24 protein-coding genes are annotated in these 20329 nt (G+C 59.1%); 5 read left to right on the top strand and 19 right to left on the bottom strand.

The window, feature by feature from the left end; all coding sequences use genetic code 11:
• Positions 1 to 17: 17 nt before the first annotated feature.
• The 14 genes from DWQ09_07100 to DWQ09_07035 form a co-directional block, all read right to left on the bottom strand.
• Entirely contained in the window at positions 18 to 494 is a 477-nt protein-coding gene (locus tag DWQ09_07100) for a prepilin-type N-terminal cleavage/methylation domain-containing protein (protein ID KAA3628790.1), read from the bottom strand.
• Entirely contained in the window at positions 491 to 1030 is a 540-nt protein-coding gene (locus tag DWQ09_07095) for a prepilin-type N-terminal cleavage/methylation domain-containing protein (GenBank protein ID KAA3628789.1), read from the bottom strand. The genes DWQ09_07100 and DWQ09_07095 overlap by 4 nt, the downstream gene beginning before the upstream one ends.
• A 56-nt stretch (positions 1031 to 1086) precedes the next feature.
• A complete protein-coding gene (locus DWQ09_07090; GenBank protein KAA3628788.1) occupies positions 1087 to 1560 on the bottom strand; it encodes a type II secretion system protein in 474 nt (157 codons plus the stop codon).
• A 205-nt stretch (positions 1561 to 1765) separates the two neighbouring features.
• Positions 1766 to 2311 carry a type II secretion system protein gene (locus DWQ09_07085; protein ID KAA3628787.1) on the bottom strand — a complete coding sequence of 182 codons (546 nt, stop codon included), beginning with the start codon at positions 2309 to 2311 and terminating at the stop codon, positions 1766 to 1768.
• Between the two features lie 21 nt (positions 2312 to 2332).
• Positions 2333 to 3574 carry a type II secretion system F family protein gene (locus DWQ09_07080; GenBank protein ID KAA3628786.1) on the bottom strand — a complete coding sequence of 414 codons (1242 nt, stop codon included), beginning with the start codon at positions 3572 to 3574 and terminating at the stop codon, positions 2333 to 2335.
• Positions 3575 to 3603: 29 nt separating this feature from the next.
• Positions 3604 to 5346: a type II/IV secretion system protein gene (locus DWQ09_07075; GenBank protein KAA3628785.1), complete on the bottom strand. Its 1743-nt coding sequence runs from the start codon at positions 5344 to 5346 to the stop codon at positions 3604 to 3606.
• A gap of 15 nt (positions 5347 to 5361) precedes the next feature.
• Positions 5362 to 6516 (bottom strand): hypothetical protein, encoded by a 1155-nt coding sequence (locus tag DWQ09_07070; GenBank protein KAA3628784.1) that lies wholly within the window; start codon positions 6514 to 6516, stop codon positions 5362 to 5364.
• Positions 6513 to 7430, bottom strand: a complete 918-nt coding sequence (locus DWQ09_07065) for an AAA family ATPase (protein KAA3628783.1) — start codon at positions 7428 to 7430, stop codon at positions 6513 to 6515. The genes DWQ09_07070 and DWQ09_07065 overlap by 4 nt, the downstream gene beginning before the upstream one ends.
• A gap of 43 nt (positions 7431 to 7473) precedes the next feature.
• On the bottom strand, positions 7474 to 9180 hold the full coding sequence (locus DWQ09_07060) for a pilus (MSHA type) biogenesis protein MshL (protein KAA3628782.1): 1707 nt from the start codon (positions 9178 to 9180) through the stop codon (positions 7474 to 7476).
• The gene (locus tag DWQ09_07055) at positions 9177 to 9497 is read right to left on the bottom strand and encodes an MSHA biogenesis protein MshK (protein KAA3628781.1); all 321 of its coding nucleotides are present in this window, start codon (positions 9495 to 9497) and stop codon (positions 9177 to 9179) included. Before DWQ09_07055 ends, DWQ09_07060 begins: the two co-directional genes overlap by 4 nt.
• A 25-nt stretch (positions 9498 to 9522) precedes the next feature.
• Complete coding sequence (locus tag DWQ09_07050; protein ID KAA3628780.1) at positions 9523 to 10206, bottom strand: hypothetical protein; 684 nt, start codon at positions 10204 to 10206, stop codon at positions 9523 to 9525.
• A complete protein-coding gene (locus DWQ09_07045; protein KAA3628779.1) occupies positions 10203 to 10814 on the bottom strand; it encodes a hypothetical protein in 612 nt (203 codons plus the stop codon). Before DWQ09_07045 ends, DWQ09_07050 begins: the two co-directional genes overlap by 4 nt.
• A complete protein-coding gene (locus DWQ09_07040) occupies positions 10811 to 11788 on the bottom strand; it encodes a hypothetical protein (protein KAA3628778.1) in 978 nt (325 codons plus the stop codon). The genes DWQ09_07045 and DWQ09_07040 overlap by 4 nt, the downstream gene beginning before the upstream one ends.
• A 194-nt stretch (positions 11789 to 11982) precedes the next feature.
• Positions 11983 to 12930, bottom strand: a complete 948-nt coding sequence (locus DWQ09_07035; GenBank protein KAA3628777.1) for a dihydroorotate dehydrogenase — start codon at positions 12928 to 12930, stop codon at positions 11983 to 11985.
• A 26-nt stretch (positions 12931 to 12956) separates the two neighbouring features.
• Between DWQ09_07035 and trmL the strand changes: the two genes are divergently transcribed.
• Positions 12957 to 13421, top strand: a complete 465-nt coding sequence (gene trmL, locus DWQ09_07030; GenBank protein ID KAA3628776.1) for a tRNA (uridine(34)/cytosine(34)/5-carboxymethylaminomethyluridine(34)-2'-O)-methyltransferase TrmL — start codon at positions 12957 to 12959, stop codon at positions 13419 to 13421.
• Here the strand turns inward: trmL and DWQ09_07025 are convergent.
• The 5 genes from DWQ09_07025 to DWQ09_07005 all read right to left on the bottom strand — a co-directional run bounded on the left by DWQ09_07025 (position 13418) and on the right by DWQ09_07005 (position 16126).
• Positions 13418 to 14428: an NAD(P)-dependent glycerol-3-phosphate dehydrogenase gene (locus tag DWQ09_07025; GenBank protein ID KAA3628823.1), complete on the bottom strand. Its 1011-nt coding sequence runs from the start codon at positions 14426 to 14428 to the stop codon at positions 13418 to 13420. The two genes, trmL and DWQ09_07025, sit on opposite strands and share 4 nt — an antisense overlap.
• 20 nt (positions 14429 to 14448) lie before the next feature.
• A complete protein-coding gene (locus tag DWQ09_07020) occupies positions 14449 to 14922 on the bottom strand; it encodes a protein-export chaperone SecB (protein ID KAA3628775.1) in 474 nt (157 codons plus the stop codon).
• Between the two features lie 21 nt (positions 14923 to 14943).
• Positions 14944 to 15207, bottom strand: coding sequence for a glutaredoxin 3 (gene grxC, locus DWQ09_07015; GenBank protein KAA3628774.1), 264 nt, complete (start codon positions 15205 to 15207; stop codon positions 14944 to 14946).
• Positions 15208 to 15209: 2 nt separating this feature from the next.
• Positions 15210 to 15674, bottom strand: coding sequence for a rhodanese-like domain-containing protein (locus DWQ09_07010; protein KAA3628773.1), 465 nt, complete (start codon positions 15672 to 15674; stop codon positions 15210 to 15212).
• A gap of 131 nt (positions 15675 to 15805) precedes the next feature.
• Entirely contained in the window at positions 15806 to 16126 is a 321-nt protein-coding gene (locus DWQ09_07005) for an ArsR family transcriptional regulator (protein KAA3628822.1), read from the bottom strand.
• A 150-nt stretch (positions 16127 to 16276) separates the two neighbouring features.
• Between DWQ09_07005 and DWQ09_07000 the strand changes: the two genes are divergently transcribed.
• From DWQ09_07000 to DWQ09_06985, 4 genes are all read left to right on the top strand, one after another.
• A complete protein-coding gene (locus DWQ09_07000) occupies positions 16277 to 17470 on the top strand; it encodes a peptidase M23 (protein ID KAA3628772.1) in 1194 nt (397 codons plus the stop codon).
• A 145-nt stretch (positions 17471 to 17615) separates the two neighbouring features.
• The gene (locus tag DWQ09_06995) at positions 17616 to 18953 is read left to right on the top strand and encodes a S41 family peptidase (protein ID KAA3628771.1); all 1338 of its coding nucleotides are present in this window, start codon (positions 17616 to 17618) and stop codon (positions 18951 to 18953) included.
• A 34-nt stretch (positions 18954 to 18987) separates the two neighbouring features.
• Positions 18988 to 19869 (top strand): divergent polysaccharide deacetylase family protein, encoded by an 882-nt coding sequence (locus DWQ09_06990; GenBank protein ID KAA3628770.1) that lies wholly within the window; start codon positions 18988 to 18990, stop codon positions 19867 to 19869.
• Positions 19746 to 20297, top strand: a complete 552-nt coding sequence (locus tag DWQ09_06985) for a DJ-1/PfpI family protein (GenBank protein KAA3628769.1) — start codon at positions 19746 to 19748, stop codon at positions 20295 to 20297. Before DWQ09_06990 ends, DWQ09_06985 begins: the two co-directional genes overlap by 124 nt.
• Positions 20298 to 20329: the final 32 nt, after the last annotated feature.

The raw sequence follows: 20329 nt of genomic DNA, 5'->3' as shown, positions 1-20329 counted from the left end.
AGCTACGCAACACTCCCTTACTCCCTCGTCCTGTAACCGCTCAGATAGGTCGACACCCCATGACCCGAACTGTGATTGACACGCACATCGATCCGCAGCGAGTCGGCGGCCGGCACACCGTTCAGTGCTGCGTTCACCACCGCAACGGTGACTGTGAACTGCGATAAAGACGCGATCGCTGTACCCGTCTGGTCGCGCGCGCCAACATCAGACAGTCCGTTGTAATCGCATATGTTGTCGTAGAGAGACCGGGCGGCCTCGGGCGCGGGGCACACCGTGGCGGTATCGGGATCGACAAATGGTCGCAGAGAAATCTCTTCCAGGTAGGCCTCGGCAATCGCGATAGCCTGCTCCTGCAGCATCGGATCGACGCTGGACGAAGAGACCTTGGAGAACGCGGCAACTATACCCGTGACGGCAATACCGATGACTACGATCGCAATCACCAGTTCGATCAGTGAAAGTCCCCGCTGCGCTGAAAGGGGTACGTTCATAGCTGGTGCGCGTAGCCGCTCTCCGGCTCGATCCGCAACGTACGGCTGCCGCCGATGACCACGTCGGTGGAGACACCCAGCAACGCACCGGTGGCGGGATTGCGCGGACGCCCGGCAGCGTCGAAGTAGACCTCAGACGCGGTTACTATCACGCCCGCAGGTGCCGTGTCGGCAAAGGGTGCGCCATCGGCGGGGTCCGGCACAATGCGCGTAAAGGTGAGACCGCCGCAGGTCGTGGCCTGGTGCAACGCATACCCGGTTGCAGTGAATTGAACCCGGGTATTGCAGCCACTGGCAACGGCCAGTTTTTGTGCGTAACGGGCGGAATTGATAGCCGCATCGAAGAAGCCGCGGGCGGAGAGATCAGCGCTGGAGAAGAGTCGCGGTCCAGCGACTGCCGCCAAAACACCTGCCAAGACGATTACAAATATGAGCTCCAACAAGGTGAATCCTTGGTGGATTCTAACGAGTGTCGGTTGATGGCGGCTTGCAGCCAATGCTCTACTGCAATTCAATCCGAGGCATATCTTGCGAATCGGAGCTCAATAGAAGACGTGCGCGACGAACGTTGACCGTTCGTCGCGCACCCTCACTAACAAGCCGAGCTATCGATGGTGTATGTGGGTACAGCACCCGCTGCTGCGGGAGCATCATACTGGACCTCGCAACCGTTGGTGCCGTTGAGTCTGAACTCTCTCACACCACCGGCGGTGACAGCCGTGAAATTCCCCATATCGTCCATAACATTGTCGATATTGAATGCATTGTTGGCATCTTCCGGGTACCCGAAATCAATACGGATATCCACACCGGCGTCCGTGGTATCACCATCGTCATTCATGTCAACCAATTGGTTGGCGGCCCCGACGTTAACCCCTTGAATCACCGCCTTTGCATGCACCATCATTGCTCCGGAGCGCAGACTGGATTCCATGGCATGCAGCACCGCAATGCGCGCATCCTTCTCCAGATTGACGAATTTGGGTACCGCTGTCGCAGCCAGAATACCCAGGATAACAATAACAATAACCAACTCGATCAGCGTAAAACCTGCCTGTCTTTTCATAACACGGACTCCGAAGTTGTCAGCTCACGCTCCTCATAATACGCATAAAGGTAACAATATTTTTATGTATTCATAGACTTATCGTGTAATCTTTATAACTTACGGGACAAAGATATCGCAATTGTTTTTAAAAAACAAACAAACTGTTTTGATAAATCAGCATACCTGATAATTTATCAATTTTTTCGATATTCTCCCTGCTCAGTTAGTGGGCAAATCCAGGCCAGGTATAGGGATCCACTGCAACTAGGTCCAGGCCGTAAATGGCTTCACTGGCATCGTGCACCCCATTCGCGTTGTTATCGTCAAATTGGAGTTGCAACTTAAACCGCAAGCGCGGCGGCCCTCCACTATCGCTATGAAACTCCTCAGGGAACTGAATACGGTAGACGAGATAGCCTGCCGCTGTTACGAAGTACCAGTCACCGGGTTGAGCCAAAGACTGCGCCTCCTGAACCACCTCCCCAACATAGCGCGCCGGTTTCACGCTGAGCATCGACATCGGATTGGTGCTCTCGAGCGCCACAATCGAGCGAATTCCGCCATCGACCACTCGCTTGGCGATCTGCAGCCCTAGGGCGCTGCGCAGGCCACCTATGACCTGCATCACCGAAGCCTTCTCTGCCTCCGCTCGAAGCGACCACATCCGGTCGATCGCGATCACGATCAGTATCGCGATGAAGCTGACGACGAGCGCCAGTTCCAGTAGCGTAAAACCCCTCTGTCGCTTCATGCCTGCGCGATTGTGCATTGACTTGCGCACCCGCCAGTTCTAACGCCCGCTTCGTGCAATCTGGGCCATGTCCCACATCGGCAGGAAAACGCCGAGCGCCAGGATCAATACCATCACACCCACGCCGGCAATCAAGATCGGCTCCAACGCGTCGCTGAGATACTTGAGATCGTAATCGACTTCGCGCTCATAGAAATCCGCTGCCTCCAACAACATTGCATCGACCGAGCCCGTCTCTTCTCCCACCGAGAGCATTTGCAGTATCACGGTGGTAAACAGGCCTGTCGCAGCCGCGGTTCGCGTCAGCGAGTCGCCGCGTTCAATGCCGTTACGCATCGAGCGCACTTTGTCGCCGACAAAATGATTGTCTACCGCGTTTGACACGGTGGTCAGCGCTGCGACCAGAGGCACCCCCGCTTTAAACGAAATGGCGAAAGCGCGTGAAAAACGGGCCAGGATGGAGCGCAGAACGATGGGGCCGATAATAGGCAATCGCAATTTGAGACGATCCCAGCGATACGCGCCACGCGCCGTTCTGAGGTAACGTCTCAACAACCATATTCCCCCGAACAATCCCACCAGCATGTGTGGCCAGTAATTGACAAAAAAGGCCGACACCGCGAGCAACAGCTTGGTCGCCCAAGGCAGTTCCAGACGCGCATTGGCAAACATCTGCGCAAACGCTGGAATAACCATCAAATTGATAATCACAATGGCTATGGAAATCGCTCCGAGCACGATTACCGGATACCGCATTGCCTGCCGGATCCGCGCCCGGGTGTGTTTTTCCTGTTCGAGATAGCGTGCCATCTGCAGAAAGGCATCATCCATCTGGCCGGTGGTCTCACCCACCTGCATGATGCTGACGTAGAGTGATGAGAAAACCCGAGGATGCCGCGCGAGGCTCGCCGAGAGCGTGCGACCCGATTCCAGGTCATCGCGTATTTTTTGCAACACTTCCCGCAGCCGCTCGTTGCGCGCCGACTCGGCAAGTCCGCCGATTGAACGCAGCATGGGAACACCGGCCTTCATCAGCGCATACATCTGCCGGCTGAGGAATATCAGATCATCGATGTTCGGCGGCCGTTTCCTGAAGCGTTCCAGTACGCTGGATTTCTCGGTGGGTACACCAGACTTGGCCAGTATCTGAATGGGCGTAACGCCCTGAGTCGTCAACTGTGTCGCTACGGCCTCTTTCGAGGGCGCCTCGATAACGCCCGTCAACGCTTCACCGCCGCGCCCCCTGGCTTTGTATTCAAACTGCACGGTGCCACCTATCATCTGCTGAGAGGTATCTCATCGCCTGACGCTCAAGCCACAGCGCCAGCCACACCGGCGCCGCCAATTCCACTCTCTTCCACCTGCCCCGCCACGCGCAATACTTCATCGAGAGAGGTCACACCCTCGCGCGCGTAATCGTAGGCCGCCAACGTCAGAGATCTATAGCCCGGGTTATCGTTGGCGGCAGTGGTAAATGCCGCCGTATCCTCGCGACGCAGTGCGTTCATCATCGACGAATCCAGCTCCAGGAGTTCGAAGACACCGAGCCGGCCGCGATAACCCGTATTGTTGCAACGATTGCACCCCGCCCCCTGCATAAACTGCCCGCCGCTGGCGGGTGTGCCCAGCAGCGTTTCCAGGGTGGTGCTTTGCGCTGCATCCGGAGTGTAGGACTGCTTGCAATGCTCGCATATCTTGCGTATCAAACGTTGCGCCAGGACCGCACGCAGGCCCGAGGCCACAAGATAGCCCTCGCCCCCCATATCGATCAGGCGACTTCCCGCCCCCACGGCATCGTTGGTATGCAAGGTCGAGAGGACCAGGTGACCGGTCAGCGCCGAACGCAAACCGATACGCATCGTTTCTTCATCACGCATTTCGCCAACCATTATGATGTCCGGGTCCTGGCGCAATGCCGAGCGCAGCACGCCCGCAAATGTGAGGTTGATCTTGAAATTCACCTGGACCTGATTGATGCGCGGCAACTTGTACTCTACCGGATCTTCAACAGTGATGATTTTCTTCGCCGGGACGTTGAGTTCGTTGAGCGCTGCGTAAAGCGTCGTGGTTTTGCCGCTTCCAGTCGGACCGGTCACCAGGATCATGCCGTAGGGGCGGTGTATGAGTCGGCGGAACCGGTTCAGCATCTCCGCCGGCATTCCCATATGATCGAGGTCCAGCAGTCCCGCCGAATGATCCAGCAAACGCATTACCACCGATTCGCCATACTGCACCGGCATGGTCGAGAGGCGTACATCGATAGCACGACCGGAAACCCGAATGTTGAACCGTCCATCCTGGGGCAGACGTTTCTCGGAAATGTCGAGCCCGCACATCAGCTTGAGGCGAGACACCAGCGCGGACGCTATCCGTCGCTCCTTCATCACCTGTTCCTGCAGAACCCCATCAACACGCATGCGAATGCGCAATACCTGTTCGTCGGGCTCGATATGAATATCCGAGGCGTTGCCCCGCACGGCATCTTCGAACAAGGTTTGCAGTAACTTGACCACCGGCGCATCGGCGGTGTCCTCGTTCTGCATCAACTGGTCGAGATCGATACCGGTCTCGCCCATCTCCTCATCCAGCTGCGAGGCAAGGGTGACGATCTCATCACTGTGACGATAGACCTGATCGATAAGCGTCAACGCGTCGGATTCGCGCACAATCGCCTGTCGCACGGAGCGCCCCAACAGTCGACAAATCTCGTCGTAGCTGAAGATATCGGTGGGATCGGACATGCCGACCAGGAGATGTCCGTCCGGCTCCTCGTTCAGGACTATTGCCCGGAAACGACGAGCATAGGTTTCGGGCAGCAGACGCACCGCCTCGGCGTTGTACTGATAGCGCTTCAAATCTATGAACGGAACCTGGAGTTGCTGAGCGAGGAAATCCAGCAACTTGTCCTCGGTGATGGCATTCAGCCGGATCAGCGTCCGGCCGAGCTTGAGTCCTAGTTTCTTCTGCGCCCCCAGCGCTTCCTGCAATTGCGCGGTGGTAATGACCGAATGCTCAACCAGCAGGTCGCCCAGGCGGATTCTCTGCCGCGCCACGCTAAAATTCCCTCATCATTGTTTCACCCTCAGCACTTCCAGACGGCCGTCGACGAATGACAGCAGTTGCGGCGCCATGCCTGAAGACCCACGAGCGCGACGATAGGCTTGAAACGCTTCGGAGGATCGGCTCAACTGCTCCAGCGAAATCCCCAGTCCCGTCCACCAGATACCTCGCTCGGGTGTGATAGCCAGTACTCTGCGATAGGCCTCGGCTGCTTTTGCGTGTTCAGCCACGCGCTGATAGAGCGCTGCCAACAAACCATAAAACTCTGGATCGAGCGCTGGAGCCGGCAAGGAGGCTTCCAGGACCTGGATTGCCGCATCGACCTCGTTTCTCTCCACCAAGATCCGGGCGTAGATGCGCGCCAGAGAGTAAGCGCCCTTGTTCCGCTCCAACCCCAACCACAGGACACGCTCGGCCTCGTCACTTCGCTGTGAGCGAAGCAAAACAGCGGCCAGTATTTCGCGCGCCTCGATCAAATCGGGATCCAATGCCAGCGCCGAGCGGAGCGAAGTCTCCGCTTCGCCCAAACGGTTAAGCCTGACCAGATCAGCGCCCTTCAGGTAGGCGCTCTGTGCTTTCTCGCGCGATGATTGCGGTCGCGTCACGCGCTCCATCAGCGGGGCCGACCGAGGCGCTGGTGGTGCCTTGGCCGTCGCGATAACCTCGCGAGCCGGTTTGGTTGGCATTGGCGCTGGCGGCGCTTCCTCGACTGCCGGCATCGTTGCGGCCATGGGGGCCGGAGGGGCAGTGGTTTGCGCTGGCGTGACCGATTCCGCCTCAGTCTTCTCTACCGCCTCTGAACCGGTCGTCGCTTGCTTCAGGGGAAAAATCGCCGTCTCAACCAACGGGTTGGGCGTTACGGCATCCACTGCCTCCGGCCTCGCTTCACGCTCACCGGCGATGACAGCCGCGGGCAGGGCAGAGTGCAGGGACGGCGGCTGAGTAATCTGAACGGGGGTAATCGATTTTTGCGCAAACCAATACCCCGCCGCAGCGAGAGACAGCGTCGCTACCAGGCCGCCGGCGACAAGGGCAGGCATACGCGAACGGGCACCAGCGGTGTGAGGCCTGCCGGTGGAAAGATCACGCAGCACGGCTTCCCCCCCCATCTCCGGGGCGCGCCGCGTCTCCAGGTCTTTGAGCATCTGATTGACCAGGCTCATGCCACGCTTCCCCAGAATGCAGCGCCTGCGCCAAGTGTTACCATGGCGACCAATCCCAACCAGGCCCAGCGCTTACGCAGCCAACCACCCTGAAACGCCGCAGCCGTATCTTCGGTATCCTCTATCGCGGCACGCACATGCCGCGGTGTCACTTCCCGGTCCCCCCGGCCATAAGCCGCCATCAGCGATTTGTGGCTCAAAATATTGATAAGACGCGGTATACCCCGACTGGCCTTGAAAAGCGTATCCAAAGCGTTACCCGTCAATGGCAACGGCCCGCGGTACCCCGCGACATAGAAACGATGTGTCACATACGCTTCCATCGACTTGCGATCCATCTCGGGCAATCGATACGAAAAGGCAATACGTTGACGCAACTGGCGCAGCGATTTTCGTTGCAGAGCTTCATCGAGTTCGGGTTGGCCGAACATCACAACCTGCAAAAGTTTGTTCTTCTCGGTTTCCAGATTCGACAGCAGCCGCAGCGCCTCCATGCTCTCCTGCGGCATGGCTTGCGCCTCATCGAGAATCAATACCACGCGCCGACCCTCGCGCACGATCTCCACCAGCCTCTCGTTGATGAGCCTGAGAAGACGATACCAACCCTGGTTGCGCGCAACCTTGAGATCCAGTTCGTCGGCCAACGCCATCACGAGTGCTGCAGGTGTCAACAGTGGATTGGGAATATAGCCAGTGCAATACTGATCGTCGCCAAGGGAATTGAGCAGCATGCGGCAAAGCAAGGTCTTTCCAGTACCTACCTCACCGGTGACTTTGATAAACCCTTCGCCACTGCGTAATGCCAGCAACAGGACATTGAGCGCTTCCTGATGTCCGCCGGCATTGAAAAAGTAGCTGGTGTCCGGTGTCAACCGGAAGGGCAGATCGCGCAATCCAAAGTGGTCAAGATACATGGCACCACCTTCGCGCGGTGCGCGTCACAGGACGCACTTGCGGTTACTCCAACGCATCGCCACCCAAGCGGCGGATGCGTTTTGCGGTATCGCGCAAGTCATCGCTGAACTGCCGCCCGCTAGCGTCGACCACAATGGGTCTCAACAAAATCACCAACTCCGTTTTGGCAACGCTCTGTTTTTTATGCTGGAACAACCCACCCACTACCGGCGCATCGCTGAGCCCCGGAGTTCCCGCCTTGTTGAATTTTGTCTGGTCTTTCATCAGGCCGCCAATCACCACCACCTGGCCGCTGGCAGCACGAACGATGCTATCGGACTCCCGCACGCTGCTAAACGCCAACGGCAGCGTTTGTGTGGTTCCGAAGACAGTTATGCTTTTGGTCTGATCCACCACCTCGCTGACGGTAGGATGGATATGCAGAATAATTTCCCCGCCATCGGCTATCTGCGGCGTGACATCCAGGGCAATGCCGGAGAAAAACGGCGTGAGCTCGATCTCGGGTGTTGTGGTCGTCGTCGTACCGGTGGTTGTGGTACTGGAGATGGAGGTGACGAAGAACTCATCCGATCCGACCTTGATGACGGCTTTCTGATTATTAACGGTCGAGACGCGCGGACTGGAGAGCACCTGCACATCGCCCTGAGCTTTCAACAATTCGATAAAGGCGTTGAAATTGCTGGTGTTCGCGGCAATTGTGAACGCACCCCCGAACGCGCTGACATCGTTACCGCTGACTCCGCTATAGGCATTGGGATCGAGACTGCCGGTATTGCCGGCGATACTTGAGACCCCATCGCCAAACAGCGTTCCGCCCCCGGTTTGGCCGATGACCAGGCTCTCGCCGTTGTGCGTGCCCAGTTGTGCCCAGTTGATTCCCGATTGAAAACCGTCACTGAGCGAAACCTCGACGATCTTGGCCTCAAGAATCACCTGACGCTGCAACACCACCTGTGAGGTGCTGAGGAATTCCGCGATCTCTCTAAGCTCCGCCGGCAACGCGCGCACCACCACCAGTCCCGACTGTGGCGTAACTACGACGTTGCGCCCGCCCTCCGTTCCGATCAAGGTCTGCAGAGCATTCTTCAGTTCCGCCCAGAAATCGGAGTCCGATTGCGTCTCGATGCGACTGCCCGCCGTCGCTTCGGTAGTCGTGCTGCTCTCGCCGTTGGAATCTTCCGTGCTGCTGACTCGATCAGATACCTGCCCTGAACTGACCTGGGTGGACGACTTGCCACTGCGCTTGACGTTGATGTAGTTGACTTCAAAGATCTGCGAGCGCATGCGAATCGGCATTATCTGATACCCGGTGCGCGTCTTCTGATACTCGTAACCATAGACATCGCGAACCGTATCCATCACCTCATCGATTGTGACGTTCTTCAAATCCAGGGAAATCGTGCCCGATACATCCGGGTGAACAACGGCGTTATGGCGGGTGCCCTCAACCAACCCCATAAAGAAGGCGCGCGCATCCACCTGATGAACCCGGACATCGAATCGCTGCTCCACCTCTCTGGGGCCTGCACCCGGCAAGCCCACCGCAATCGGCGGCAGCAGGGCATCACTGACCGCGCGGGGAATCTCCGCTACCGGAGTCGCCACCTGTTGCTCCTGGGCGGCCGAATCCACGGTCTGCTGGATCTCTTCGAGGGTACTGCCACCGCGCGGAGGCGGCGCCGTACATCCAGCCAACAGAGACCCCACACCCAGGGCCACGATTAACACCTGCCGATGGAACGGTTTCATTCGGTTGCCTTCCCCGCCACTTTTTTTATCGGCGTCGGTAGCAGTTTGAGAGTCGAATACCCCTGTGGTCCGCGCAGCCGCACACTACCTGGCTGAATGGCGATCACCCTCATTGCGCCCAAGCGATCACCCTCCTGAACTATCTGTCCGTCAATTACCGCAATGCGACGCTCTGGCGAGATCATGGTCGAGCTCAGCGCTGGGGCTGGTACGGCAGCCGCAGCCGCATCGATCGCAGCCTGGGGTTTGAAATCCCATGGTTTGGTTGGATCGCTCAGACTCTCGGCGGCAACCGGTGTCAGCCAGCCCAGCAGCACTACGACCACGAATGCGTGACGCGCACTAGACACCGATCCACCCCTCGCGCAAACCAAGCGTAGAGAGCCGAATCACTATGCGCGATCTAGGATACTTGTCCACGTTCAATTCGATACCGTCCCAGTAGAAGGTCCACTGTAGCGCCTCCAAACGTTTGAGGTAGCGTAAAGCATCCAAATAACCGCCTTCGACCTCCACAATCAGCGTGTGGCGAAAGAGGCGCGGCTCTTCCTCCGCTTTGGCCTCGGCGCCTCCAGCGGCATCACCTGCCGCGGCCGTCAACATCACCGGTTCGCCCTGGCCGTTGGCCAATCGCACCAGACTCAACCCTTTCTCATCAACGAGCATCTCGCGCAGCACTTTAGTCATCTCGGCGGGTTGAATAAGACCCACCGTGAGCTCGCGCAGCGCTTCATCGAGCACAGCGTGGTCTGCTTGGAGCCGGGCGATGCGTTCACGCAGCGCGCGATTGGGATCTTGGCTCAGTTGCACCGAAAGCCTGGCGACCTCCGCCTGCAGTTCAGCAACTGTCTCCTGCTCCGATTCAATCTGTGTTTGTACTGATCGTAACCGACTCTGCAGGGGCGCTGTAAGGAGCTGATCGCCTATGGCGATAATCAGAAAAAAACTTACGATGTAGACCAGCCACCGTTCACGCTTGGTGCGCGCCGCGAGCCAGGCGTCGAGCCGCTCCTTCCAATCACTCACCGGCTTTCCCCCTCGTCAGCGAGCGTGCGAAGTTGAAACTCGATACTTGTGGAATCCTGCACGGGACGATTCATGTTCAACGAGCGAAACTCGCGCCCGGCAAAAGCCGCTTCATCGCGCAGCGTCTCCAGGTAGCGCGGCAGCAATTCGGCGCTCAACGCATTGCCACGCAGACCCAATTGCCGGCCGCCGTTTTCAATCGAGACCCCCGTCAACCACAACCCTTTCAGTGGGTGGCGCGCCAGTCCCTCCAAATGCTGGGAAAAGCCTGCGCGATTTCCCGCCGTATCACCGTTGAGGAGTTTCTGTACTTTTCGCTTTGCCTCCAGATCACCCTCCAATCGGCTCACCTCGGTCTCCAGCGCTACGCTGGGTTGCATCTGCTGCACCTGCTCACTCAGGGTATCGCGCTGATTGGATAGTTCACCATTCTTGATTTCCAATCGCGCAACTTCCTGCCGTGCCTGATTGAATTGCCACAAGCCTATGGCGTAGTAAACGCCCATCAGCAGTACAGCGATGATCAGCATGGCAAGGTAACCATTCGCCGCCGCAAGACTTGGTCCGGCGTGCCGTCCTGGCTGATAGAGGTTGATCTGCTGCATCATTTCGCACCATGCTCATCACGCAGCGCACCACCCAAGGCGGTAATGCAGCGCGCCAGTACAACGGGGTCGGGAATCTCTGCCCAATCAGCAATCGATTCGGGCTCAAACAGCCGAACCGTGAGGGCCATGTTCTGCTCCAGATGCTCTATCAGCGAGGGCACGGGTTCCACCGTCGGCAACACTACCAATGTGTTAACCGGGTTCTGACCGAAATGGCTTTCGTAGTAATCCAGCGAACGCTGCATCTCGAGCACCATACCATCGAGCAACTGCGCATCCGGTGCCAGCGACAGGCCACTCTCGTCGCCGCGTCCTGCCAGCTGAGACCATCCGGTATTGATACTGCGGGCCAGATAAAGATTGGATTGTCTGTATAGCCCGATTCGACTCGTGGTACGCCCCACCCAGAGCAGTGCGACACCGGTTTCGTTCTCCGGCATGCGTTGCGCAATATTGCGCAGCGCCATCTCGGTGATGTCGATCGCCCGCAACTCCAGGCCTGCACCCAGGATCAGGTCGGCGCGCTGCTCAATGAGCTCCCCTTCCGCAGCGACGACATAGGCCGTGCGCCCCTGTGTACCTCCCTCGGGAAGATGCAACAGATCTATGGCCGCATTTTCGACCGAAAAACTCACCAGATCCTTGATACGCCAACGCACCGCCTCACGCATCTCTCCCGGTTCGACGTTGGGGGGCTCCACCTGCAACAGTTGGTATCCACCGGGCTCCATCACGCCAACACATACACGACCCTTGGCGTCGTGCTGCGCGACCCAGTCCGCGAGTTGCGCAGCTACATCAGTGGATCCATTGACCGGGAGAAACTCGCAACTGTCGATCTGCGGTACACCCTGTGAAGAGGGCTTTGCATGCACAAGGGACAGGCCCTCATCGCTCAGTGCGATGCCGGTGATACCGGAGCGCGAAGCTGATTTTCTCAGAAATGAAAGCAGCGCCTGATCCTCCCCGATCACATTCTACGGTTATGCGATTCCGGGATTGGGCCGCCGGAATCAATTAAAATTGGCCCATAGAAACACAACATTCCTGATATTACATCAAGTTTGTTATTAGGTATATAAGCTAACTCGATGTTGTCTTTGGTTTTTCTACTTATTTAATCACTCTTTACAAACCCGCTGCGGCCCCTGAAATCCATCACAGACCGTCAACGCGGATTGAGCCGCAACGACCCGGTCAACTGCGCCACCCCGTGCAGATCATGACGTTGGAGGTAGTCGCTGATTCCGCTGTTAATTTCTTTGCACACCAAGGGGTCATAGAAAAGCGCCGTTCCGATACCCACTGCAGAGGCACCGGCGATCAGAAACTCCAGGGCATCCTCCGCCGTTGTGATACCCCCCTGTCCAATGATGGGAATGCCGTGATTGCGGCACACCTGGTAGACCTGATGGACCTTCAACAGCGCCACCGGCTTGATGGCCGGGCCCGAGAGCCCGCCCTGATTGTTGCCCATGACCGGTGTCCGGCTTTCCACATCGACCGCCATACCCATCAAAGTGTTGATGACTGCAAAGGCATCACTGCCGGCCTCGATACAGCGCCGGGCATTCTCGGCAATATCGGTCTGATTGGGCGAGAGCTTGGTGATGAGCGGTTTTTCGGTCACCGCGCGGCAGGCCGCCACCACGCGGGCCGACATGTCGGGATCGTTGCCGAAGATGACGCCCCCCGCCTCGACGTTGGGGCAGGAGATATTGATCTCGATGGCGTCGATGGGCGAAGCGTCGAATCGCCGCGTCACTTCCACATACTCCTCCAGGGTGCAGCCGGAGACATTGGCGATAAAGCGCGTCTCGGTAAAATCGAGTTGCGGCAGTATCTTGCGCACGACCGCATCAACACCTGGGTTCTGTAGCCCGATGGAGTTGAGCATACCTTCCGGTGTTTCATAGACACGATGGGCGGGATTGCCGAGCCGCGGCTCCAGGGTGGTGCCCTTGAGGCACACCGCGCCGGCGTCGCGGTTGGAAAATCCCTCCACCCGCGTGTACTCTTCGCCGAACCCGACGCAGCCCGACAACAGCACCAGCGGTGTCGCGAAGTCAAGACCGCAGAAATCAATGGCCAGCGTCGGCAGATCTTCGGCACTCATGCTCTACCCGTCTCTTTGGAGTCGCAGTGTTTCACGTCGTACTCTACCAGCCCGAAATCCCCCCGAATACCGGCAACATCATACGCCTGTGCGTCAACACGGGTGCGCGCCTGCACCTGATCCGTCCGTTGGGTTTTTCCGTTGATGACAAGCAACTGCGTCGCGCCGGTCTCGACTACCGCGAACGCGCCGAGTTGCGCGAGCACGATTCCCTGGAGCACTTTATTGCGGCGGCACAGCCGACCCGGGTGCTTGCCTGCTCCACGCGTGGCCGCCAGCATCACACCGATGTGCGCTACCAGCCGGGAGATGCGTTGTTGTTCGGTCCCGAGACCCGTGGTCTGCCCCAACCATTGTTGGACGAGCTACCCGCGGCGCACCTGATATGCATTCCGATGGTAGGCGGGAACCGCAGCCTCAATCTGTCCAACGCCGTAGCGGTGGTGCTGTTCGAAGCCTGGCGTCAGCACGGTTTTGCCGGCGCCGGCTAATCCAGGTCAAACTCCGGCTTCTGGTCGCGGATCAGCAGATCCCGCACCGCCTCACGCGGCGAGCGATCTTCGTAAAGCACGCGATAGGTCTGTTCGGTGATCGGCATGTCGACGCCATGAGTACGCGCCATGGCCCACACTTCCCTGGTGGTCCTGACGCCCTCGACCACCTGCCCGATCTCCTCCATCGCGCGTTGCTGTCCCAAACCCTGTGCCAGCGCCAATCCCATGCGCCGGTTGCGCGATTGGTTGTCGGTGCAGGTGAGCACCAGATCGCCAACACCGGCCAAGCCCATAAAGGTCTCGCGATCGGCTCCCAGGGTTTCGCCCAGGCGCATCATCTCAGCCAGCCCACGGGTAATTAAGGCCGACCGCCCGTTGGCGCCAAAACCCAAACCATCCGCGATCCCGGCCGCCACGGCCAGGACGTTCTTCACCGCACCACCCAAACCGACGCCCACCATATCCTGGCTGGTGTAGGCGCGGAATCGCGAACTGTGCAGGTACCCGGCCACGACTTGCGCATAAGCCTGCGAAGGGGAGGCCACCGTGACGGCAGTGGGCAATAAGGCGGCCACTTCCCCCGCAAAGCTCGGCCCCGACACCGCCGCCAGCGGACGATCGACCCCGATAATTTCCGCTGCCACCTCGTGGAGCAGTCGCCCGTTCACCAGCCCCTTGGTCGCCCAGATCAATCTTTGCTCAGCGGCGATCAGTGGGCGCAACTCCTCGAGCAGCGCCTGAAAGACATGGCTGGGAACCACGACCAGGATATCGGTCACACCCTCGATGGTCGCCGCCAGATCAGCGCTGGGTTCCAGTTTTTTGGGCAAGGGAAAATCGGGCAGATAGCGGCTGTTGACCCGATCGCGTACCAGGGCGGCGATGTGCTCGGAAAAGTGGTCCCAAAGTCGCACCCGATGGCCATTGCGCACCAGCAGCAGCGCCAGGGCGGTACCCCACGATCCGGCACCGAGTACAGCGATGGGCGGTGCGGTCGGCTTCATCATCCCCACCGCAATCCCGCTCAATGGGCCTTTTCGGCCGCCTGCGCCTGCTGCTGCACGTGCTGCGCATACAGGGCATCGAAATTGACCGGCTGAAGAAGCAGCTGGGGAAATCCTGCCTTACCCACGAGGTCGGAGATCGCTTCACGAGCGTAGGGAAACAGCACGCCGGGGCAGAAACTGCCGAGCAGCGGGCCGTACTCCTGTTCGCCGAAACCCTGCATGCTAAAGACGCCGGCCTGTTTGACTTCCACCAGGAACGCGGTCTGATCCTTGAGTTTGGTGGTGACGGTCACGGTCAACACAACCTCAAAGACACCGTCGCCGAGTTTCTTGCTGGCAGTCCCCAGCTGCACATCGGCATCGGGATTCCACTCATTCTGGAAAACCAGCGGCGCGCCGGGTACCTCCAACGAAACGTCCTTGAGATAGATTTTCTGGACGTTGACACCTTTAGACTCCGGTGCCGGTTGCTCCTGATTCTCTTCAGCCATCGTGCTCTCTTCTGTTTGCGGTTATTGGCTCGAACTTCCCAGCAGTCCGTCGAGTTCACCGTCGAAATCCAACTCAGCCAGATCGTCAAACCCGCCGATCGAGCGATGTCCGATAAAGATCTGCGGGACTGTATTGCGCCGGCTGCGCTCTTCCATTTCCTGCCAGCGCGAGGGTTCGAGATCGACCCTGATTTCCTGAAAGGAGACCCCTTTACGCTCCAACAGCCGCCGCGCCCGCATACAGTAGGGGCAAGTGGCAGTGGTGTAGATCACAACCTCGGCCACGGCTACTCCTTCTTGTCACCCTTGCGCTTTTTCTTGGGCTTACTGGATCGTGACACGGGCAAATTGGCCGCTTCCCATTCAACCAAGCCACCGTGTAGGGTATAGACCTGTTCGAAACCGTTGTTGACCAGACTGTTGCAGGCGGGGGTGGTACGCGTGCCGGTCCGGCACATGACGATGATGGGCTTGGACTTGTGCGACTCCAGCTCTTTCAGCCGTGTCGGAAGCTTGGCGAGCGGGATATGGATCGAGTCCACGATGTGGCCGCTGTTGTACTCGTGGCTTTCCCGGATATCGAGCACCACGGCGTCCTGACGGTTGATCAATCCGGTAGCCTCGATCGGCGAGACCGCCTTGAACTTGCGAAAACGTGGCGCCACAAACGAGTAGGTCAGCATCCCCAAAGTCGCTGCAAGCGCCAGCGTGTAGTACCAATGATTGGTTGAAAACTCGATCAGGCGTTCCATAGATCCCAGACATTCAACGCCGGCTCTAGGGCAGGCTCACAATCAAACAAAAGCCCGTGCGGGCAACCAGTGGGTGCACTACGCCGGGCTCGCTCGCTGCCCGGGCCCCGCCTGGAAGCCCAAGCGGGAGTTCAACCCGGACTGGAGCAGAACACCTCGCGCATCATGTCCAGCAAGCGCAGCGTCCGGGCATCCCCTACCCGGTAATAGACCCGATTGGCATCCTTGCGCGACGCAAGTATACCCTTGTCCCGCAGGATCGCCAGATGCTGGGAGATATTGCTCTGCGAAGTACCCACATGTTCGGCGATATCCTGCACGCTGACCTCCTCGTCACCGAGGGTGCAAAGGATTTTCAACCGTAAGGGATGAGACATCGCCTTCAGCGAACGCGATGTACGCTCAATGTCCTCTTCCTTGGCTGCCAGAAAACTGCTGATCTCGATCACCATAAAATTGTTCACCTTGGACATCGTCAATGCCAACCGGTCGACACACCGGGGACCCCGCATTTCCTGTAAAGTAGCCGCTCTGACGGTGCCCGCGTCGGATTGGCTGACCTTATATTAATACCACTGAATTCAAGTATACACTAATATACTGTGAAACCAGGCCCTTACACCTTCGGTCTCCTCGCCAGCGCAACCCTCCTTGCCTTAGGCACCCTGTTGTCCCTGCCCCTCGCCGCCAAGGAAGAACCGACCCATCAGAAACGTCTGGAGGCGGTACGCGGTCAGATCCGCGACCTGCAGGAGGCGTTGAAACGCTCCCAGACCGAACGTGGTGAACTCCAGGGCATTCTGCAAAACATCGAGACTCAACTGGGCGGCGTCGCACGCAGTCTGCGCACTATCGACAATGACCTCGAGAAGGGGTCGCGCGAACTCAAGGCGCTCCATGAGCGGCGCGGCAAACTGCATGGCAGCCTCGCCGAACAACGCGACCTCCTCGCCAGGCAGGTGCGCGCCGCCTACGCCATGGGGCGCCAGGAGCAGCTAAAAATGCTTCTCAATCAGCAGGACCCGGCGCGTGTCGGTCGCGCGCTGGTCTACTACGACTACTTCAATCGCGCCCGCGCCCAACAGATCAGCCAGGTTCGCACCACACTGCAGGAACTCGACCAGGTAGAACTTCAGATAACCGAAAAGAATGTCGAACTCGCGGCATTACGCGATCGCCAACTCGGCGAACAGCGGACACTGGAGGCGGGGCGCAGCGCGCGCAGGGAGTTGCTCGCAAGGATCAACCAGGGGATCAAATCCACCGGCAGACAGCTCACCAATCTTCAGGAGGACGAACAGCGCCTGGTCCGCCTGTTGCAGGATCTGGCGCGCCGCCCGGCGGCGGAAAACGCCGAACGCACCGCATTCGCCAAGCTGCGTGGCAAACTGCGCTGGCCGACGCGCGGCAAGATCGCCGTCCGCTATGGCGAGCCCCGTTCGATCGGCAAACTGCGTTGGCAGGGAATGCTCATCGATGCCCCCGAGGGTCGGGAGGTACGTGCCGTCTCCCATGGCCGGGTGGCCTTCGCCGACTGGCTGCGCGGCTTTGGTTTGCTGCTGATCATCGATCACGGTGACGGTTTCATGAGTCTCTACGGGCACAACCAGAGCCTTTTCAAAGAGACCGGCGACTGGGTCGAACCAGGTGATGTGGTAGCCAGTGTCGGGGCAAGCGGTGGCCAGAGCGAGGCTGGACTCTATTTCGAGATCCGTCAGGGGGGTCGGCCGGTCAATCCTCAGCGCTGGTGCGAAAGCACCAAGGGCTTGAATGTTGGGATGAATTGGCCCGCATGATGGTGCATACTCAATGCAACTACGGCGCCATATCCCTGATTTATCGGGCGATACAAAGGACCAGCCCTCCCCCGGAACCGGCACCGGAAGCCAGACATCTAAGAATTCGTGCTTGCTGAATAGGCCTTTGGCCTCGGAGTTGATCATGAAGTTGGTGACCCGCAATCTGCTAGTCCTGCTCATCGGTGTGGTGCTGGGCGTCACGCTCATCCAGGGGCGCGTGGTTTTTGCCGAGCGCGACGAGCACACCGCCACCGGCATTCCCCTGGATGATCTGCGCGTCTTCACCGAGGTCTTCTCCCGCCTCAAAAAGGACTACGTGGAACCCGTCGAGGATAAGGCGCTGCTGGAGAGCGCCATCCGCGGCATGCTCTCCGGTCTTGACCCCCATTCGGCGTATCTCGATGTCGAGGCCTACAAGGAGTTGCGCATCGGCACCTCGGGTGAGTTCGGTGGCCTGGGCATCGAGGTCGGCATGGAGGATGGCTTCGTCAAGGTCGTCTCGCCGATCGACGACACCCCCGCGCAGCGCGCCGGCGTCAAGCCGGGCGACCTGATCATCAAGCTCGACGAGACGCCGGTAAAGGGCATGACCCTGAACGAAGCGGTCAAGGTGATGCGGGGCAAGCCCGGCACCGATATCACGTTGACGATAGTGCGCGAAGGCGTTCAGAAACCCTTCAACTTGACGCTGACCCGCGATGTCATCAAGGTCCGCAGCGTTAAGAGCCGCGTGCTGGAAGACGGTTTCGGCTATCTGCGCATCTCGCACTTCCAGTCCGGCACCAACGAATACGTGCGTGAAGCGGTCTCGAAACTGCGCAAGGAGAGCGCGGGCAATCTCAAAGGGCTGGTGCTCGATCTGCGCAACAACCCGGGCGGTGTGCTCAATGCGGCGGTGGAGATCAGTGACGCCTTCCTGACCAAGGGGCTGATCGTCTACACCGAGGGCCGCGTGGCCGACTCCAAGCTGCGATTCAATGCCAACCCGGACGATGTGCTGAAGGGCGCGCCCATGGTGGTGCTGGTCAACGGCGGCTCGGCCTCCGCGTCCGAGATCGTCGCCGGTGCGCTGCAGGACCACAAGCGCGCCGTGATCATGGGCGAGAAAACCTTCGGCAAGGGTTCAGTACAGACCATCGTACCCATGACCAACCAGACCGCGGTCAAATTCACCACGGCGCGTTACTACACGCCCGCCGGACGCTCGATCCAGGCCGAAGGGATCGTGCCGGATATCGAACTGGGCAATATCCAGATCAGCGCTGCCGAGGATGACAGCGTCACGCGGGTCAAGGAGGCAGACCTTGCCAAACACCTGGAGAACGGCAACGGCAAGGAGAGCGAAGAGCAAAGCGCCAAAAAGGAAGAGAAGCCCGACGCCAAGAAAAAAGCGGCCAAACTGGCCCAGTCGGACTACCCGTTATTCGAAGCGCTCAATCTCCTCAAAGGCATGAGCATCCTGCAGGCGCGAGGGAGTTGACGGTTTGCCGGGGACACGCCCTTCAATCACATCTTTGGCCTGCGCCGCGCTATTAGTCGCGGCGCAGGCGTATCAAACGCTGCAACACCTCGCGCTAGCCGATCATCGCACGCCGGTCATCGCCATCGTCATCGACGACATGGGCGACCGCCTCGAGGCGGGATTGCGGGCCACGCGCCTGTCGGGGCCCGTCGCCAACGCCATACTCCCGGGCACGCCGTTTTCGAAACGGCTCGCGGAAGAGGCGCACAAGCACGGCAAGGAGGTCCTGCTCCATTTACCCATGGAGTCGACGCAGGGCAATCCGCTCGGTCCCGGCGGCATTACCCTGCACATGACACACACCGAGTTCCTGAACACCGTTGAGAAAAACCTCGCTGCTGTGCCGTATGTGGTCGGCATCAACAACCACATGGGCAGTCTGCTCACGCAGCATCCCGGTCACATGCAGTGGCTGATGGAACTGATCCAGTCCCATCCGCAGTTGTTCTTTATCGATAGCCGCACCACGGAACGCAGCGTGGCGCAGCAGGTGGCGCACGAGCACAGCATCCCCAATTCCAAACGCGACATCTTCCTCGATGACGACCCCAACCCCGAAGCGGTCATCGCACAGTTCGAACGCCTGATCGCCGTCGCCAAACGCACTGGTACGGCCGTTGGAATCGGTCATCCCTATCCTGCGACGCTGGAACTGCTCGAAGAACACCTGCCCGATCTCGTGCAGCGCCACGGCGTGAAACTGGTATCCCTCTCTGACATCATCACCCTCCAACAGAACGAAGGTCGACTATGGCACGCGTCCTCATCCCCCTCGCCGAAGGTTGCGAAGAGCTCGAAGCCGTTACCGTCATCGATCTGCTGCGCCGCGCAGGGATCGAAGTTGTATGCGCCGGCCTTGACGACGGCGCGGTAACCGCCAGTCGCGGCGTTGTGCTGGTGCCCGACACCACGCTCGATGCCGTGATGAATGAAACCTTCGATATGGTCGTGCTACCCGGCGGTGGGCCGGGTGCCGAGCGCCTCGGTCAGGACGGACGCATCCTCGATCTGCTGCAGCGCATGGCCGCCGACGGCCAGTTCACCGCCGCCATCTGCGCTGCGCCCAAGGTTTTGGCCAAGGCGGGTCTGCTGCAGGGCAAGACGGCGACCAGCTACCCCGGCGCACTGGCGTCGGTGGGTGGGGGTGGCGCACATCTGAGCGACGACCCCGTAGTCTGCGACGGCAAGGTGATCACCTCGCGCGGACCGGGAACCGCCATGGATTTTGCCTTGCAGCTGATCGAAACACTGGTCGGCAAGGCGCAACGCGACGGCGTCGAGATCGGCTTGCAACGCCCGTGAATCAACACCCTCGGTTCAACACAAGGACGTTC

The sequence above is a fragment of the Pseudomonadota bacterium genome, from assembly GCA_008501635.1.
Lineage (GTDB): Bacteria > Pseudomonadota > Gammaproteobacteria > QQUJ01 > QQUJ01 > QQUJ01.
This window is presented reverse-complemented; position numbering and strand designations above follow the sequence as displayed.

Excerpts from the sequence above, each read along its gene's own strand:
- DWQ09_06985 (KAA3628769.1), top strand. The coding sequence starts at position 19,746 with ATGGCACGCGTCCTCATCCCCCTCGCCGAAGGTTGCGAAGAGCTCGAA.
- DWQ09_07005 (KAA3628822.1), bottom strand. The coding sequence starts at position 16,126 with ATGGTGATCGAGATCAGCAGTTTTCTGGCAGCCAAGGAAGAGGACATT.
- DWQ09_07035 (KAA3628777.1), bottom strand. The coding sequence starts at position 12,930 with ATGAGTGCCGAAGATCTGCCGACGCTGGCCATTGATTTCTGCGGTCTT.
- DWQ09_06995 (KAA3628771.1), top strand. The coding sequence starts at position 17,616 with ATGAAGTTGGTGACCCGCAATCTGCTAGTCCTGCTCATCGGTGTGGTG.
- DWQ09_07065 (KAA3628783.1), bottom strand. The coding sequence starts at position 7,430 with ATGTATCTTGACCACTTTGGATTGCGCGATCTGCCCTTCCGGTTGACA.
- DWQ09_07070 (KAA3628784.1), bottom strand. The coding sequence starts at position 6,516 with ATGAGCCTGGTCAATCAGATGCTCAAAGACCTGGAGACGCGGCGCGCC.
- DWQ09_07010 (KAA3628773.1), bottom strand. The coding sequence starts at position 15,674 with ATGGAACGCCTGATCGAGTTTTCAACCAATCATTGGTACTACACGCTG.
- DWQ09_07100 (KAA3628790.1), bottom strand. The coding sequence starts at position 494 with ATGAACGTACCCCTTTCAGCGCAGCGGGGACTTTCACTGATCGAACTG.
- DWQ09_07060 (KAA3628782.1), bottom strand. The coding sequence starts at position 9,180 with ATGAAACCGTTCCATCGGCAGGTGTTAATCGTGGCCCTGGGTGTGGGG.
- DWQ09_07090 (KAA3628788.1), bottom strand. The coding sequence starts at position 1,560 with ATGAAAAGACAGGCAGGTTTTACGCTGATCGAGTTGGTTATTGTTATT.
- DWQ09_07085 (KAA3628787.1), bottom strand. The coding sequence starts at position 2,311 with ATGCACAATCGCGCAGGCATGAAGCGACAGAGGGGTTTTACGCTACTG.
- DWQ09_07020 (KAA3628775.1), bottom strand. The coding sequence starts at position 14,922 with ATGGCTGAAGAGAATCAGGAGCAACCGGCACCGGAGTCTAAAGGTGTC.
- DWQ09_07080 (KAA3628786.1), bottom strand. The coding sequence starts at position 3,574 with ATGATAGGTGGCACCGTGCAGTTTGAATACAAAGCCAGGGGGCGCGGC.
- DWQ09_07045 (KAA3628779.1), bottom strand. The coding sequence starts at position 10,814 with ATGATGCAGCAGATCAACCTCTATCAGCCAGGACGGCACGCCGGACCA.
- DWQ09_07025 (KAA3628823.1), bottom strand. The coding sequence starts at position 14,428 with ATGAAGCCGACCGCACCGCCCATCGCTGTACTCGGTGCCGGATCGTGG.